Raw genomic sequence first — 14,452 nt, 5'->3', positions numbered from 1 at the left:
TCATCGGGAAAGCCCGCGCCCGCCGCGTCGGGCAGCACCGCGCAGATGAACAGATGGTGCTTTCGCATCGGGTTCCTCCGGTGCCGGATATATGAGACTTGTCAGGCGGCTGCCTGTCATTCGCCTCCGGACCCGGCCCGGATGTCCGCGATGCGGCCGACTATCGGGGGAAGATGATCGTCTTGTGCCCGTCGAGCACGACGCGCTGCTCGGCGTGCCACTTCACGGCCCTGGCCAGGGCCACGCACTCCAGGTCACGGCCGATGGCGACCAGGTCCTCCGGGGAGTGGCTGTGGTTGACCCGGGCGACCTCCTGCTCGATGATCGGGCCCTCGTCCAGGTCGGACGTCACGTAGTGGGCGGTGGCCCCGATCAGCTTGACGCCCCGGGCGTGGGCCTGGTGGTACGGCTTGGCGCCCTTGAACGACGGCAGGAAGGAGTGGTGGATGTTGATCGCCCGGCCGGACAGCTTCTCGCACAGCTCCTCCGACAGGATCTGCATGTAGCGGGCCAGCACCACCATGTCGGCCTGGTAGTGCTCGACCAGCGTCATGATCTCCATCTCCTGGCGGGTCTTGCCCTGCGGGGCGATCGGCAGATGGTGGTAGTCGACGCCGTACGACTGCGTCAGCGGGCGCAGGTCGGGGTGGTTGGAGGCCACCGCGACGATCTCGATGTCCAGCAGGCCGGAGCGGACCCGGTAGAGCAGGTCGTTCAGGCAGTGGTCGAACTTGCTGACCAGGATGAGCGCGCGCGGCTTGACCGCCACGTCGCGCAGCCGGATCTCCATGCCGAACTCGGGGGCCAGGGCGGCCAGGGCGGCGCGCACCTCGTCCTCGGGGATCGGCGCGGAGAACTGCACGCGCATGAAGAAGCGCCCGGCGTCCCGGTCGCCGAACTGCTGGCTTTCGATGATGTTGCAGCCCTGGCCGGCGAGCAGCCCGGAGACGGCGGCGACCACGCCGGGACGGTCCGGGCAGGACAGGGTCAGAACATACTCGGCAGAACTCATGTCTTCACCCTTGGGGAGATCGGGTCGTACGGCGCCGCGAGGCCGGTCTGGGCAGGGTACAGCGTCCTTCGCCCGAGGCGGGATTCACCTGCGGCGGGGGTCCATCATCCGCCCGATCGCGGGTAGGTACAACGACATCGACGTCCTACGGAGGTAATCGGCGCGACGACCGCCCGTTCACGGCCTCCGCGGCCAGATCGGTCCCGCCGTCCCCCCGGCATCGGCTGAGTTGGAGGATTGTGAGCTCGCTGGCCCTGACCGCGCTCGCCGGCCTGTTCGCGGTCGTCTGCGGGATGAACGACGGCGGGGCGCTGCTCGCGACCGGGCTGAAGATCCCCAGCGTCCGGCCGGTCACCGGCGTGCTCATGATGATGGCCGCGATCACCCTGGTCCCACCGGTGGCCCACCAGGTCGCCCTCACCTTCACCACCCGGCTGGCGACCATGGACGGCCCCCAGGGCCAGCTCGTGATGGCCATCGCGGTGCTCTCCGCGCTGGCCGTCGTGATGTTCCTGAGCGGCCGGGGGCGGCCCACCAGCCTGACCCTCGCCATCGTCGGCGCCCTGACCGGCGCCGACCTGGGCTGGGGCCTGCCGGTCGCCTACGAGTACGTGCTGTTCGTGCTCGCGGTCGCGCTGGCCGCGCCGTTCGTGGGGGCGCTGCTGGCCGTGCCGGCGGGCATCCTGCTGGTACGCGTGGCGCACGGCCGCCGGCTGCGGCACTGGCACCGGGCCGGCTTCACCCTGCAGTGCCTGGCCTACGCGGCCAACGACGGCCAGAAGATGCTGGCCGTCTTCATGCTCGCCCTCGGCATCTCGGGGGCGCCGCTGTCCACCTGCTTCGCGATGGCCGGCCTCTTCGGAGCCGGTGCCGTGTACGGCCTGCCGCGCGCCGGCCGCCTGCTCAGCCGGGAGATCATCGTCTCCCGCCCCCTGCACGGGGTGACGGCCGAGCTGGCCACCGGCACCGCGGTGATCGGCTGCGCCGCGCTCGGCGCGCCGGTGAGCATGACCCAGACCATCGCCGGAGCCCTGATCGGATCGGGGATGACCGAGAGCGCCGGCCGGGTGCGCTGGCACGCCGCCACGAAGATCGTCATGGCCTGGGCGCTGACGCTGCCGGTGAGCGCGCTGCTCGCCGCGGCGGTCGCGCTCGTCGTCCAAGGGTTGATCGCTTGAAGACCGCCAGAGGGGTGATCTCTTGAAACGGCTCCGCCGGGTCCGGGACCTGATGACCGGCCAGATGGACAGCGCGCTCGCCGAGGCACTGATCGGGCAGCTGGAGGCCACCAAGGAGGGCGCCTGGCTGGCCATCGCGATGATCGGCGGGGACACCCGCCGGGCCGACGCGCACGAGGAGATGCGGGAGATCGAACACCGGGGCGACACCCAGCGCGCCCGCCTGGTGGAGGAGCTGTCCGGATCCCTGATCACTCCCATCGACCGGGAGGACATCTTCCGGCTGTCCCGCTCGATCGACGACATCCTCGACTCACTGCGCGACTTCGTCCGCGAGTCGCACCTGTACAGGGTCAGCGAGCAGCACCGCTTCGCCCCCATGCTCGACCAGGTGATCATCGGCATCGAAGCGCTGGAGACCGCCGTCCACGACCTGGCCTCCGGCCCCTCGGTGGTCGCCCACGACGCGTTGCAGATCAAGAAGGCGGGCAGCACCCTGCAGCGCATGTACCAGTACGAGATCGCCCGGATCTTCTCCGGGGAGGTCACCTCCGAGTCGATGAAGGAGCGCGAGCTGGTCCGCCGCCTGGAGATCGTCGGCACCGCGATCAGCGAGGCCGCCGACGCCATCGCCGACGGCGCGATGAAACGCTGAGGCCCGGCGGCCGGGGCCCTTCCCCGCCTCTGCGCCCCCTCACGACACGCCCGGCGGGCGGTGATAGCGTGCCCGGCATATGAGCGACTCCGAGGTGAGCGACCGGCCCGCGGCGCGGGTGGTGTGCGTGGACGGCCGGGGACGGGTCCTGCTGATGCGCTGGTACGACCCGGTCGGCGGCCAGGAGTTCTGGGAGCCCCCGGGCGGGGGGATCGACCCGGGAGAGACGCCCGCCGAGGCCGCCCGGCGGGAGCTGGCCGAGGAGACCGGGCTGCCGGGTGAGGCGGTGCTGGACAGGTGGGTGCCGGTGCGCCGGGAGTTCACCTGGCTCGGCGTGCGCTACGCCAAGACCGAACGCTTCTATCTCGCCAGGTTCACCGGCACCCCCGAGGTGGGGCCCGGCGCGCTGACCTCGGAGGAGAACGGCACCTACCGCGGGTTCGCCTGGTTCTCCCCGGAAGAGATGGCCGGGCTCCCCGACCCGCTCGAACCCCCGGACCTGGTCGCGGTCGTCTCCCGGCTCACGCTGCTGGGATGACCCGGCCCGGCCGCCCCCGGAGACCGCACCGCCGCGATGACCGGATCCGGCCGTTCCCCTTTCACGCCGCCGGGACGATGCTCCCGCTCAGGCGCCTGAACGCTCGGCCCATGACCGCGCCGGAGCCGGGCAGGTCGGCCAGGCGGAACAGCCGGTTGCGCACGGAGATCCGCCAGGCCCGGTGCGGGACCATCCAGCCGGCGGCGGCACGGCCGCTCTCCTGCTTGCCCGCGATGAACGGGCGCATCCGCCGCTCGTAGCGCTCCAGCGCCTCACCGACGTCCGCGCCGAGCAGTTCGACGGCCAGTGTGTAGGCACCGCCCATCGCCGTCGAGGCGCCCTGACCGGCCATGAGCGAGACCGCGTGGGCGGCGTCGCCGATCAGGATGGTCCGGCCCCGGCTCCAGCGGGGCATCCGGATCTGGGCGACGCAGTCGTAGTAGGGGTCCTGCGGGCAGTGCGCCAGCACCCGATCCACCAGCTCCCCCATGCCCCCGTAGCGGGCCATGATCTCGGCGTGCGGATCGGCGGGCGGCGCCGTACCGCCGCGGGCGTGCACGAGGAAGGCGGCCAGGCGGCCGTCCCGCACCGGGTAGAGCCCGGCCTGACGGTCGGGCACGTTGACCAGCATCGCCCGCCCGCCGATCCGCCCGGCCAGCTCGTCGTCCCGGATCAGGTAGGAGGCGGTGTGATAGCCCAGGGGGTGCAGATAGCGCTCCTCGGGCCCGAACACCAGCCGGCGGACCACCGAGTGGATGCCGTCGGCCCCCACCAGCAGGCCGGCCCGGCTCACCGTCCCGTCGGTCAGCTCGGCCTCCACCCCCTCGGGGACGTCGCGCACCGCGCCGACGCTGGTGCCGTACCGGATCTCCACACCGGGGTCCAGCGACGAGCGCAGCACCGACTCCAGGCCGCCGCGCATGACGCTGAGCACCCGGCCGCCGACCGCCGCCGAGGCGGAGCCGTACCGCAGGCCGGCGGCCCGCCCGCCGTTCCCGTCGAGGTAGACGAGCTCCCCGATGTCGGCGGCGATCCCGCGCAGCTCGCCGAGGACGCCCATCCGCTCGGCCACGTCGTACCCCGACCCGAAGAAGTCGATCATGTAGCCGTCGCTGCGCGGCCCGGCCGCCTTCTCGACGATCGTCACCTCGGCGCCGCCGCGCCGCAGCCACCAGGCCAGCGTGAGCCCGGCGATGCCGGCGCCGCAGATCAGGACTCTCATGAGGTTTCCCCTTCCGTGCCGAACAGTCCGTTGCGGTAGATGTCCAGCACCTCCTCGGCCCAGCGGGCCGCGCCCTCGGCTCCGAGGGGATCGACGCCGAGGACGTCGGCGAGCTGGTCCCGCAGGAGCAGCAGCATCAGGTCGCCGGCCATCACGAAGGCCGTGCGGACCACGGGGTCTCGGCCGGGCGCCATCAGGCCCCGGGCGACCAGCGCATCGGCCGCCGCCGCGCCGGCCGCGAACCAGCGCCGGAAGATCGCGGTCCCCGCGGCGTCACCGGCCAGCAGCAGGCGGCGCAGATAGCCGGGGATCGGCGATCCGGGCGGGAGGTTCTCCAGAAGCGTCTCGGCGAAGGACCTCCCGTCCGACATGTCGAGCCCGCCGGCCTCCGCACGGGCGAACAGGCCGTCGAACACCCCGGCCACGTGCTCGTCCACCGCGGAGCGCAGCCCCTCCTTGGAGCCGAAATGGTGGATGACGAGCCCGGGCGAGACCTCGGCGGCCGAGGCGATCTGACGGACCGTGACCGAGTCGGGCCCCCGGGCCGCGAACAGTTCCAGCGCCCGGTCCCGGATGACGGCCCGGGCGGTGCGATCGTCGTGTGCTGAACGCATGTTCAATATACTAAACGCTTGTTCAGCAGCTGGTCAATCACGGCCGCGAGAGCAGGGCACGGGGGCATACGACCTCGCTCCAGGGCAAGACACGCCCACCCGGGAGGGGACTATTGACTCCTTGGGAGGAAAATCTTCATACCGTCCCGCCTTCGGGAGAAAACAGCCGATTGGCGGGGGAGAAATTCCCACCTCTCACTCCGGGTTGGAGGATCCTCCTCCCACATATGAGCATTTCCCTTCCGGGGTGGAGGTCTTTCCACCCGATGCCGGAAAGAAGGGGGAAGGGGGTATTTCTCCCATACGCGACGGCGGGCATTCCACCGGTGGACGGCACCCGGCGATCGCATGCGATATCCCTCAGAACTCCAGGGCGGCCCGGATGTCCGGGTCTCCGGGGGCGAGGTCCAGGGCCCGCCGCAGATCCCGCCTCGCACCGGCCTCGTCGCCCAGGTCCCGCAGGGCCATGGCCCGGTTGAAGTACAGCTCGGCGCTCTCGCCGAGCTCTATCGCCCGCCCCAGGTCGGCCGCGGCCCCCTCGGGGTCGCCGAGCCGATAGCGGAGGATCCCCCGGTTGGCCCAGGCCGCGCCGAGGCCGGCCGCCCCGGTCAGGGCGGCGTCGAAGGCCGCCGCGGCCTCCTCGAACCGCCCCGCCTCGACATCGAGCTGTCCCCGGACGGTCAGCAGATGGGGGTTGCCGGGGTCGAGCCGCAGGCCCGCCGCCACGTCGTCGCGCGCCCGGGCCTCGCGGCCCAGCATCGCCAGCACGCCCGCCCGGTTGACGTAGGCGTCCAGATAGCCGGGGTCCAGCTCCAGCACGCGGTCCAGGTCCGCCCGGCCGCTCTCCAGGTCGCCCATGACGAGATGGAGCTCGGCCCGGTTGTAGTACGCCTCGGGCAGCGGCGGGCTCACGCTGATCGCGGTCTCGTAGTCGGCCAGGGCGTCCTCGGTCCGGCCGAGCGACAGCAGGAGGTTGCCCCGGTCCAGGTAGTAGTCGGCGAACAGGGGGTCGATGGCGATCGCGGTGCCGTACTCCTCCAGGGCCTCCTTCGTACGGCCCAGCACCGCCAGGAGCTGGCCCCGGTTGGCGTGCAGCACCATGCGGTGCACCGGATGCCTGTCCCGCAGCGCCGCGTCGGCCAGCGCGATGGCCGACTCGACCAGCGCGAGCGCCCGCGCCGGCCTCTTCTGGCGCATCTCGATCAACGCCTGGCCGTTGCGGTCGAAGCCCAGCTTGAAGGCGCGCTCCTGAGGATCGGGCAACAGCGAGGAGATGGCGACGGCCTGGTTGATCCACCCGGTGGCCCGGCCCAGGTCACGGACGGCCGGGTCGGGGTGACGGGCGTCGAGCATGGCCGTGCCGTAGGCGCAGGCCGCGTGCACGGCCGGGTCCTGGCTGACCCTGCGGACATATTCGTAGAGGTCGCGGGCCTCCTCCTGCCGTCCCAGGGCGCCCAGGGCCGTGGCCGTGCGCTGGGCGAAGCGCCACCACTGCTCCGACCCCCGCTCGGCCAGGCGCAGCCCGCGCGCGCCGAGCTCGATCACCGCGGCGAGGAACCCCTCGTGGACGCAGTGGTCGACCGCGGTCCACAGCGCCGCGACCCCCCGGCCCGCGGGATCGGACCCGAGCTCACGGTGGAAGGGGACGGCCCCCAGCCGCAGGGAGAACTCCCCCGTGGCCTCCAGTTCCTCGGCCCGCAGGTCGTGCAGCCGCGCGCGCCCGGCGGGGGAGGTGGCCTCGTAGGCGGCACGCGAGCGCTCGTCGGTGCACTCCGAGGCCACATGGGCCGCCGCGTCCCTCCGGACGGGCCCGTCCCGGCGGGGAACCGCACCGGTGACCCCGTTCCTCGCGGAAGCCGCACCGCCGGAGAGCCACTCGGGCAGCGGGGCGCCGGGAGCGGGCACCCGGCCGCGGAACCAGGCCGGCGGCGCTCCGGCGCCCAGGATCACCACGGTCAGGATCGCCGGATCCAGCCGCCTGACCAGGATCTCGACCAGCTCGCAATCGGTCGGGTCGGCCCGGTGGAAGTCGCGCACCACCAGCGTGAACGGCGCGGCGGTGGGCGGGCGGCACGCGGGAAGGCACTCCGCGAGGAACTCCGCCACCCCGTTGGCGAGCCTGAGCGTGCGCCGGGGGGCGGGCACCAGGATGCGCTCGTCCTCCTCCAGCCGCGCCTCCATGCCCTCCCGTCGCGCGATCACCCGATCTCGCAGATCGGGAGCCACGCTCCGGATCTCTATGTCGTGAGAAGCGACATGTCCGGGAGTGCTCTCCAGAGCCTCGGGGACGACCCTGCCGAGCAGGGCGCCACCCACGGTGTAAGGACCGCGAAGACGCCGGTGCCCGCCCACGACGAGACGGGACGGGACGGGACGATCATCGAGAATCTCTCCACCGGTCAGCCAGAGGTGCTCTCTCACCCCTTGTGGATGACGCTCGAAGCACCACTCAGCCTGGTGGTTCCGGGCTTACGGACAATGATCTTCTTCATCGTGTCCCCTGAGAATGAGCTACGGGTACGAAGAACAAGTATTGTGCTATTTCACCGAATCGCAATGCCCGATAATGGAACAGTTTTGAATTCGCTACTATTTGGGCAAAGGGGACATGGCCCCAAGTAGATCTTTTTCCCCGTATACCACGACACATCCACCGCGTTCTTCGCGGCGGACCTCGTGCCAGCCGTACTTGCGGTAAAGCTCGATCGCGGCCGGCTGGTTCAGCGTGGTGTCCCCCCGCAGGCGTGAGTAGCCCAGCGCGATCGCGCGGATCTCGAGCGCCGAGACCATCCGCGCGCCGTACCCGCGTCGCTGGAACTCCGGATGCACCCGCATCCTGCACATCTCCGCGGTCGTGTCGTCGATCCGCCTGAGGCCGCCCATCGCCACCACGCGGCCGCCGGGGATCTCCCCCACGAGGAACTCCCCCCGATCGGCGAGGTAGACCTCGTGGATGCGGGGGAAGTCGTCGTCGTACCAGACACCGTCACCCGGCTGGAGCCCGACCTGGGCGAGGCAGATCTGATGCAGCGCCCAGACGGCTTCGAGGTCAGACCAGCGGTATCGCCTGATCCCCAGATGGCTCATACATCGACACCCCTCGGCATGGCCGCCTCGGTCACCGGGGCGGCGTGCAGCGTATCCAGATAGGCCCTGAGCCCCGGATGGTCGGGGTCCTTGTTCTCGACCGCCTTGGCCACCTCGTAGGCGCGCTGCATGAGGATGTCGGGCCTGCACCCCTCACCCAGCCCCTCGACCGTGACCCGGGCGATCCGCAGGGCCTCCTGGAGGTCACCCTCGATCACCTTGCACTTGGCCCGGTCGAGCTTGATGAGCGTGGGGTCGAGCCAGTCGGACGGGCCGTACTTGGTCAGCGCCTGCTCCAGGATGAGGTCGGCCTCCATCGCCTGCCCCAGCCTGACCAGGGCGTCGCCCTGGTGGAAGTAGAGCTGGCGCTCGGTGTAGCCGAACGCCGCGTCGTCCTGGTCGACGGCGGGCATCTGGGAGAAGGCCGCCCGCGCCCGGGACAGCGCCCGTTTGGCCTGGTCGACGACGTCCTTCTTGCCCGCGCCCGACAGCATCGCCAGCGCCCTGGCCTCGACGACCGGCGCCATCGCCTGGGCGGCGCAGGGCGTCTGACCCGCCATGTCGCGGCTCTTCTTGGCCAGGTTGAGCGCCTCGCGCGGGTCGCCGTAGTAGAGCGGGACCAGGGCCTCCCTGGCCGTGACCCAGGCGCGCAGGGCGCGGTCGCCCGTCTCGTCGGCCGCCGTCCTGCCGGTCCTGAAGAAGGACCTGGCCATGCGGTGGTCACCGAGGTTGATCATGATCATGCCGCTGAGACCGGCCAGCTGGGCGGCCATCCTGCACAGCCGTTCCTGCAGGTCGACGGGCTGACGCCGCTCCATCGCCTTGCGCACGGCGCTGAACTCCAGCAGAACGTCGCACAGCAGCCGGAGCGGCGGGGTGTTCATGTATTGGCGGCCGAATCCGACCGTGGCCTCCTCCCACTGGTCGAGCATGGCGGGGGAGACGGTCGCCGACACCAAGGTGTCGTCCATCCTCCTTCTTATGCTCTCCACAGAGCCGAGCACCTGTCCGTCCAACGCGACGGTGCTGCCGGCCAAGAGCCCCAAAAGCGTTCTCCGTAGCACGTTCTCGTCCTCCTCGCCCCCGGCCGCAGAGGAGTTGCTGTCGATCTGCTGAATCCACAGCTCACGCGGCCCGGGGGAAGTGTCGGGTCTTCCCTCCTGGAGATCGCCTCGGACGACACCGGGCATCTTGTGGCCATGACCGCAGATGCACGGACCCTCGTATCCAAGGGCGACCGGTTCAACCCGGTAGACGGTGCACAGATAGTGGAGGTATTCGGGGCCGGGTCGCTTCAGCCCGCTCTCGTACGCGGACAGAAGGGTCTCCCCGATGCCCGGCGCCGGCTTCGCGTCGCGCTCGAACAGCGCCCTGACCTGTTCGATCACGTCCGCGAGAGCGATGCCGTGCGCGAGACGATGTCCCTTGATCCGCGTGGTCCCGAACTGCGCTCCACACTTCTCGTGGATCTCCTCGGCGATCTGAGCCGAAGAGCGTCCCGCGGCCAGGCCTCGCGCCCGGATCTGCCGCGCCAACCCTGTCTCTCTGTGCTGCCTGCCGGACATACCGGCCCCTCTCTCGTGGCCAGCTGGGCGGGCTGGCACACTATGTCCCGACCGGTCCTCTCCCGCTGACTCAGTGTGATTCAGGTGTCGCACTGCGCCTACCCAGAATGATGGACCACCTTTGACTCATCCGGAACCAGCCAATACAGCCCTTGGCTAAGGATCGTCTCCCCCCGGACTGTTTCTTTCAACCTACTTGGGAGAACGCCCACCCTGACCTCGTCATCCGTGACATTGACCCCCGGGCCGGGGTGAGTCATCTTGGGCCCACCAGCATTGAATCGACCCGGTCACCAGAACCGAATTCGGTGCGATAGGGGACCTAAAAGGAGGCGAACGAGGTGCAGGGAGACGACTTCGGGCACCTGGAGCGGTTGGTGTCAGAACTGGACGCTCGCGGGTTGCACGCCCGGGTGGTGCGGACCCATTCGGGCCGCGTCTTCGTCCGTGTGATCAACCCGAACGCGACCAGTCTGGCGGAGAACGTCACCTGCCGAGCACAGGCCTCCGCTCCCAGCCACCCGGACTGGTACTACTGGTGGTCCTGGGGCGAGAAGATGCACACGGCGGAGGACCCCGCCGGTGCCGCGACCAAGGTCGCACGCGTACTCGCCGCGGTGGGCGAATGATGACGGCGACGATCCCGGACGGAGCGCAGCCGTCCCGGCTCGTCGCCACCACCGCGGCTCGACGGAGCCGGCGGGGTGACCGGTGCGGAGCGTCCCCGGACGCTGGGCACCCCGCCGGCTTCGAAACCGAAGCCACCACCCGGGCTCGTCCGGGCGGTGATCGGGGGGATCCCCCCACGGAAACGGCACGGGACACGCTTCCGGGTGCGTGCCCCGTCCGAGCCGTACGTCACCGGAGCGTCAGGACTCGCCCCCCGCGGCCCCGAGTCCCGATGTCCCCGTCTTCCCCGGCGTGATGTGACGGCGGCCGGTTCGGTCGGCAATATGGGTACGGTCGATGACTTGACCCCATATTTGCCGACCGATCCGATCCGGGAGGGATCCTCTCCGTGTTCCTGCTGTCCCCCAGCCCTACTCCCAAGCCCAGCCCAAGTCCGCTCCCGAATTTCGACCTGGGTCAGATGGAAGCGAGCTTGACCAGCGAGTGCGGCACGAACAGCGGTGATGGCACCATAATCTGCACCATCATGGAAGCAGTCCTGCCCGCCAAGTGGGCCCCTCTGGCCGCGGGCGTCCTGGCCGTCGTACTCATCGTGGTCGTCGCCCTGATCCTGCGGAAGGTGGCCCACCGCCTGATCACCCAGGTGGTACGGCGGGCCTCCTCGGGCACCGGCGGCGGGCTGGCCGGGCGCCTGCGAGGACGGCAGACGGTGCAGCCCGAAGGACTGGACGCCGTCGCAGCCGAGCGGCGCAGGCAGCGTGCGGAGACCATCGGTTCGGTGCTGCGCCCCCTGGCCTCGATCCTCATCCTCGGCACCGCCGGCCTGACCGTCCTGGACCGCCTTTCCATCCCGATCGCCCCGCTGCTGACCAGCATCGGAATCGTGGGCGTGGCCATCGGCTTCGGCGCCCAGGAGCTCGTCAAGGACTTCATCGCCGGCATGTTCATGCTCCTGGAGGACCAGTACGGCGTGGGCGACGTGATCGACGCCGGTGCCGCCGTCGGCACCGTCGAGGCCGTAACCCTGCGCATCACCCGCCTGCGCGACGCCGACGGCCGGGTCTGGTACGTGCGCAACGGCACCATCACCCGCGTTGGCAACGAGTCGCAGGGCTGGTCCCGCGCCACCGTGGACGTCCCGGTCGCCTACACCGCCGACGTCCCCGCGGTCCGCGAGCTCCTGCAGCGGGTCGCCGAGGAGATCTGGGAGGACTCGGCCTTCCGCGACATCGTCATCGTCGAGGAGCCGCAGGTCTGGGGGATCGAGCAGATCTCCGACACGGCCGTGGTCTTCCGGATCAGCGCCAAGACCATCCCGTCCCACCAGGCCGAGGTCGCCCGCGAACTCCGCCTCCGCGTCAAGGCCGCCCTCGACCGCGAGGCGATCACGATCGCCGGCTGACGCCTCCGCCTCCCCCGCCGGAGGCGGTCCTTCCCCCCGGCGGCGGACGGCTCATCCCGGACACCCCTTAGGCTGGAAATGTGTCAGGTAGCACCGAGGAATCCCAGTCCTTCTACGAGGCCGTCGGCGGGGAGGAGATCTTCCGCCGTCTCGTCCACCGCTTCTACGAGGGCGTCGTCGAAGACCCGCTGCTGTGGCCGCTCTACCCCCAGGAGGACCTCGCCGGAGCCGAGGAACGGCTGCGCATGTTCCTGATCCAGTACTGGGGCGGGCCCGGCACCTACAGCCAGCAGCGCGGCCACCCCCGGCTGCGGATGCGGCACAACCCGTTCGTCATCGGCGGCGCCGAGCGCGACGCCTGGCTCAAGCACATGCGCGACGCCGTGGACTCGCTGGAGCTCCCCGCCGAGCTGGACAAGCGCCTGTGGGACTATCTCGTCTACGCCGCGCACAGCATGGTGAACGCCCCCGACGCATAAACCTCACCCGGCGGGGGCAACTCATCACACATGGAAGCCCCCTGGTGGCGTGAGGCCGTCGTCTACGAGATCTACGTCCGCAGCTTCGCCGACGCCTCGGGAGACGGCGTCGGCGACCTGGCCGGCGTCCGGCAGCGCCTGCCGTACCTCGCCGAGCTCGGAGTCGACGCGATCTGGCTGGCGCCCTTCTACCGCTCGCCCATGGCGGACGGCGGCTACGACGTGGCCGACTACCGGGACGTCGACCCGCTCTTCGGCACCCTGACCGACTTCGACGCGATGGTGGCCGACGCGCACGCGCTCGGGCTGCGGGTGATCGTGGACATCGTGCCCAACCACAGCTCCTCCGCGCACCCGTGGTTCCAGGCCGCCCTGCGCGGCGAGGGGCGCGAGCGCTATCTGTTCCGGGAGGGCGGGACCCGGCCGCCGAACAACTGGCAGTCGGTCTTCGGCGGCCCGGCCTGGACCCGGCTGCCCGACGGGCAGTGGTACCTGCACCTGTTCGACCCGTCCCAGCCCGACTTCAACTGGCGCAACCCCGAGGTGCACGCCGAGTTCCTCGACGTGCTCAGGTTCTGGCTGGACCGGGGGGTGGACGGGTTCAGGATCGACGTGGCGATGGGCCTGTACAAGGCCGAGGGGCTGCCCGACACCCCGCCGGGCAAGCAGGCGTTCAAGGCCGAGTCGCCCATATGGGGACGCCCGGAGGTCCACGAGGTCTACCGGCAGTGGCGCAAGGTGCTCGACTCCTACCCCGGCGAGCGCATGGCCGTCGGCGAGGTGTGGACCGACTCCGCCGAGGACCTGGCCCTCTATCTGCGCCCCGACGAGCTGCACCAGAGCTTCAACTTCGCCTGGCTGGAGGCGCCCTGGTCGGCCACCGCCTTCAAGACCGTCATCGACGACACCCTGGTCACCGGGACCGCCCCCACGTGGGTGCTGTCCAACCACGACGTGGTGCGTCCCGTGACCCGCTACGGCGAGGGGCTGGCCAACTCCACCACCGGCCTGGCCCGCGCCAAGGCGGCGCTGCTGACCATGCTCGCCCTGCCGGGGTCGGCCTATCTCTATCAAGGTGAGGAACTCGGTCTCCCCGAGGTGAAGGAACTTCCCCCGGAGGCCCGCCAGGATCCCATCTTCGCCCGCTCGGGCGGGAAGATCCCCGGACGGGACGGCTGCCGGGTCCCCCTGCCCTGGTCGGGGATCACCGAGCCGTTCGGGTTCTCCCCCGACGGCGTCGACCCCTGGCTCCCGCAGCCGTTCGAATGGGCCGCGCTGACCGCCGAGCGCCAGTCCGCCGACCCCGGCTCGACGCTCGCCTTCTCCCGGCGGGCCCTACGGATCCGCCGGGAGCTGCGCGCCTCGCTTCCCGGCCGCATCACCTGGCTGGACTCCCCCGAGGACGCCCTCTTCTTCACCAGGGGCTCGCTGACCTGCGCCGTCAACTGCGGCACCGATCCGGTACGGCTCCCGCCGTACGAAGAGGTCCTGATCTCCAGCGCCCCCGTGGACGACGGCGTCCTGCCTCCGGACACCGCCGTCTGGCTCCGCACGCCGTAGCGGGGCGTCTATCCGGCCTCGACGGCGAACCTGCGCAGATAGGCGAGCTCGTCCTCGTTCAGCCGGCGGGGAGCGGACTTCTCCACGTCGTAGGCGACGAGGATCGAGCGGGCGCGGACGAAGACCTCGTGATCGTCGCGGATCTCGTAGTCGAGCGTGAAGCGCACCGGGCGGATCCCGCTCACCCAGGTCTCCACCCTGACCGGGTCCGGCCGGAAGGTGAGGGGCCTGCGGTAGTCGATCTCATGCCGGGCGATGACGAGCCCCCGGAAGGGGTCCCGTCCCTCCCGGTGCGGGTCGATGTGGAACATCGCCAGGCGGGCGTCTTCGAGATAGTCGAAGTAGCGCACGTTGTTGACGTGGCCCAGTGAGTCGATGTCCGCGAACCTGACGGCCCTGGGGAAGACATGCCGATGACCGCGGCTCACGCCGTCCAGGCTGGTTTGTCCGAGCACACCGGAAACCGTAGCGGCCCCCGGATCCCCGCCCGAAGGCGGGGTTCCGGGGGCC

Annotated in this window: 14 protein-coding genes; 7 read left to right on the top strand and 7 right to left on the bottom strand. The window is 70.6% G+C overall.

Annotated elements, in window-relative coordinates; translation table 11 throughout:
• Positions 1 to 160: 160 nt before the first annotated feature.
• Positions 161 to 1,012, bottom strand: coding sequence for a formyltetrahydrofolate deformylase (gene purU, locus Pta02_RS28490; RefSeq protein WP_203878035.1), 852 nt, complete (start codon positions 1,010 to 1,012; stop codon positions 161 to 163).
• A gap of 239 nt (positions 1,013 to 1,251) precedes the next feature.
• On the opposite strand from purU, the gene Pta02_RS28485 reads away from it, so the two are divergent.
• The 3 genes from Pta02_RS28485 to Pta02_RS28475 all read left to right on the top strand — a co-directional run bounded on the left by Pta02_RS28485 (position 1,252) and on the right by Pta02_RS28475 (position 3,383).
• Positions 1,252 to 2,190, top strand: a complete 939-nt coding sequence (locus tag Pta02_RS28485; RefSeq protein WP_203878034.1) for an inorganic phosphate transporter — start codon at positions 1,252 to 1,254, stop codon at positions 2,188 to 2,190.
• A gap of 22 nt (positions 2,191 to 2,212) precedes the next feature.
• A complete protein-coding gene (locus Pta02_RS28480) occupies positions 2,213 to 2,845 on the top strand; it encodes a DUF47 domain-containing protein (protein ID WP_203878033.1) in 633 nt (210 codons plus the stop codon).
• A 79-nt stretch (positions 2,846 to 2,924) separates the two neighbouring features.
• A complete protein-coding gene (locus tag Pta02_RS28475) occupies positions 2,925 to 3,383 on the top strand; it encodes an NUDIX hydrolase (protein ID WP_203878032.1) in 459 nt (152 codons plus the stop codon).
• Positions 3,384 to 3,444: 61 nt separating this feature from the next.
• On the opposite strand, the gene Pta02_RS28470 is transcribed toward Pta02_RS28475, so the two are convergent.
• The 5 genes from Pta02_RS28470 to Pta02_RS42495 form a co-directional block, all read right to left on the bottom strand.
• Positions 3,445 to 4,605: an FAD-dependent oxidoreductase gene (locus Pta02_RS28470; protein WP_203878031.1), complete on the bottom strand. Its 1,161-nt coding sequence runs from the start codon at positions 4,603 to 4,605 to the stop codon at positions 3,445 to 3,447.
• Positions 4,602 to 5,219: a TetR/AcrR family transcriptional regulator gene (locus Pta02_RS28465; RefSeq protein WP_203878030.1), complete on the bottom strand. Its 618-nt coding sequence runs from the start codon at positions 5,217 to 5,219 to the stop codon at positions 4,602 to 4,604. The genes Pta02_RS28470 and Pta02_RS28465 overlap by 4 nt, the downstream gene beginning before the upstream one ends.
• 360 nt (positions 5,220 to 5,579) lie before the next feature.
• Positions 5,580 to 7,445 carry a tetratricopeptide repeat protein gene (locus Pta02_RS28460; RefSeq protein ID WP_239131292.1) on the bottom strand — a complete coding sequence of 622 codons (1,866 nt, stop codon included), beginning with the start codon at positions 7,443 to 7,445 and terminating at the stop codon, positions 5,580 to 5,582.
• Positions 7,446 to 7,808: 363 nt separating this feature from the next.
• Positions 7,809 to 8,306, bottom strand: a complete 498-nt coding sequence (locus Pta02_RS28455; protein WP_239131291.1) for a GNAT family N-acetyltransferase — start codon at positions 8,304 to 8,306, stop codon at positions 7,809 to 7,811.
• Positions 8,303 to 9,871: an NsdA family TPR-like regulatory protein gene (locus Pta02_RS42495; RefSeq protein WP_203878028.1), complete on the bottom strand. Its 1,569-nt coding sequence runs from the start codon at positions 9,869 to 9,871 to the stop codon at positions 8,303 to 8,305. The genes Pta02_RS28455 and Pta02_RS42495 overlap by 4 nt, the downstream gene beginning before the upstream one ends.
• Before the next feature lie 341 nt (positions 9,872 to 10,212).
• Between Pta02_RS42495 and Pta02_RS28445 the strand changes: the two genes are divergently transcribed.
• From Pta02_RS28445 to Pta02_RS28430, 4 genes are all read left to right on the top strand, one after another.
• Entirely contained in the window at positions 10,213 to 10,500 is a 288-nt protein-coding gene (locus tag Pta02_RS28445; protein ID WP_203878027.1) for a hypothetical protein, read from the top strand.
• A 527-nt stretch (positions 10,501 to 11,027) separates the two neighbouring features.
• Complete coding sequence (locus Pta02_RS28440; protein ID WP_239131289.1) at positions 11,028 to 11,903, top strand: mechanosensitive ion channel family protein; 876 nt, start codon at positions 11,028 to 11,030, stop codon at positions 11,901 to 11,903.
• 80 nt (positions 11,904 to 11,983) lie between these two features.
• Positions 11,984 to 12,382 carry a globin gene (locus tag Pta02_RS28435; protein ID WP_203878025.1) on the top strand — a complete coding sequence of 133 codons (399 nt, stop codon included), beginning with the start codon at positions 11,984 to 11,986 and terminating at the stop codon, positions 12,380 to 12,382.
• Between the two features lie 30 nt (positions 12,383 to 12,412).
• Positions 12,413 to 13,942: a glycoside hydrolase family 13 protein gene (locus tag Pta02_RS28430; protein ID WP_203878024.1), complete on the top strand. Its 1,530-nt coding sequence runs from the start codon at positions 12,413 to 12,415 to the stop codon at positions 13,940 to 13,942.
• A gap of 8 nt (positions 13,943 to 13,950) precedes the next feature.
• Here Pta02_RS28430 and Pta02_RS28425 read toward each other — a convergent pair whose 3' ends face one another.
• Positions 13,951 to 14,397, bottom strand: coding sequence for an acyl-CoA thioesterase (locus Pta02_RS28425; RefSeq protein ID WP_239131288.1), 447 nt, complete (start codon positions 14,395 to 14,397; stop codon positions 13,951 to 13,953).
• Positions 14,398 to 14,452 lie beyond the last annotated feature (55 nt).

The sequence above is a fragment of the Paraplanobispora takensis genome (assembly GCF_016863195.1).
Classification (GTDB): Bacteria; Actinomycetota; Actinomycetes; order Streptosporangiales; family Streptosporangiaceae; genus Planobispora; species Planobispora takensis.
Note: the sequence above shows the minus strand (reverse complement) of the source record. Positions and strands in the feature narration are given on the sequence as shown.

What these genes read in the sequence shown, in the direction of transcription:
- purU (WP_203878035.1), bottom strand. Translation starts at nt 1,012, where the DNA reads ATGAGTTCTGCCGAGTATGTTCTGACCCTGTCCTGCCCGGACCGTCCC.
- Pta02_RS28475 (WP_203878032.1), top strand. Translation starts at nt 2,925, where the DNA reads ATGAGCGACTCCGAGGTGAGCGACCGGCCCGCGGCGCGGGTGGTGTGC.
- Pta02_RS28470 (WP_203878031.1), bottom strand. Translation starts at nt 4,605, where the DNA reads ATGAGAGTCCTGATCTGCGGCGCCGGCATCGCCGGGCTCACGCTGGCC.
- Pta02_RS28465 (WP_203878030.1), bottom strand. Translation starts at nt 5,219, where the DNA reads ATGCGTTCAGCACACGACGATCGCACCGCCCGGGCCGTCATCCGGGAC.
- Pta02_RS28455 (WP_239131291.1), bottom strand. Translation starts at nt 8,306, where the DNA reads ATGAGCCATCTGGGGATCAGGCGATACCGCTGGTCTGACCTCGAAGCC.
- Pta02_RS42495 (WP_203878028.1), bottom strand. Translation starts at nt 9,871, where the DNA reads ATGTCCGGCAGGCAGCACAGAGAGACAGGGTTGGCGCGGCAGATCCGG.
- Pta02_RS28440 (WP_239131289.1), top strand. Translation starts at nt 11,028, where the DNA reads ATGGAAGCAGTCCTGCCCGCCAAGTGGGCCCCTCTGGCCGCGGGCGTC.
- Pta02_RS28430 (WP_203878024.1), top strand. Translation starts at nt 12,413, where the DNA reads ATGGAAGCCCCCTGGTGGCGTGAGGCCGTCGTCTACGAGATCTACGTC.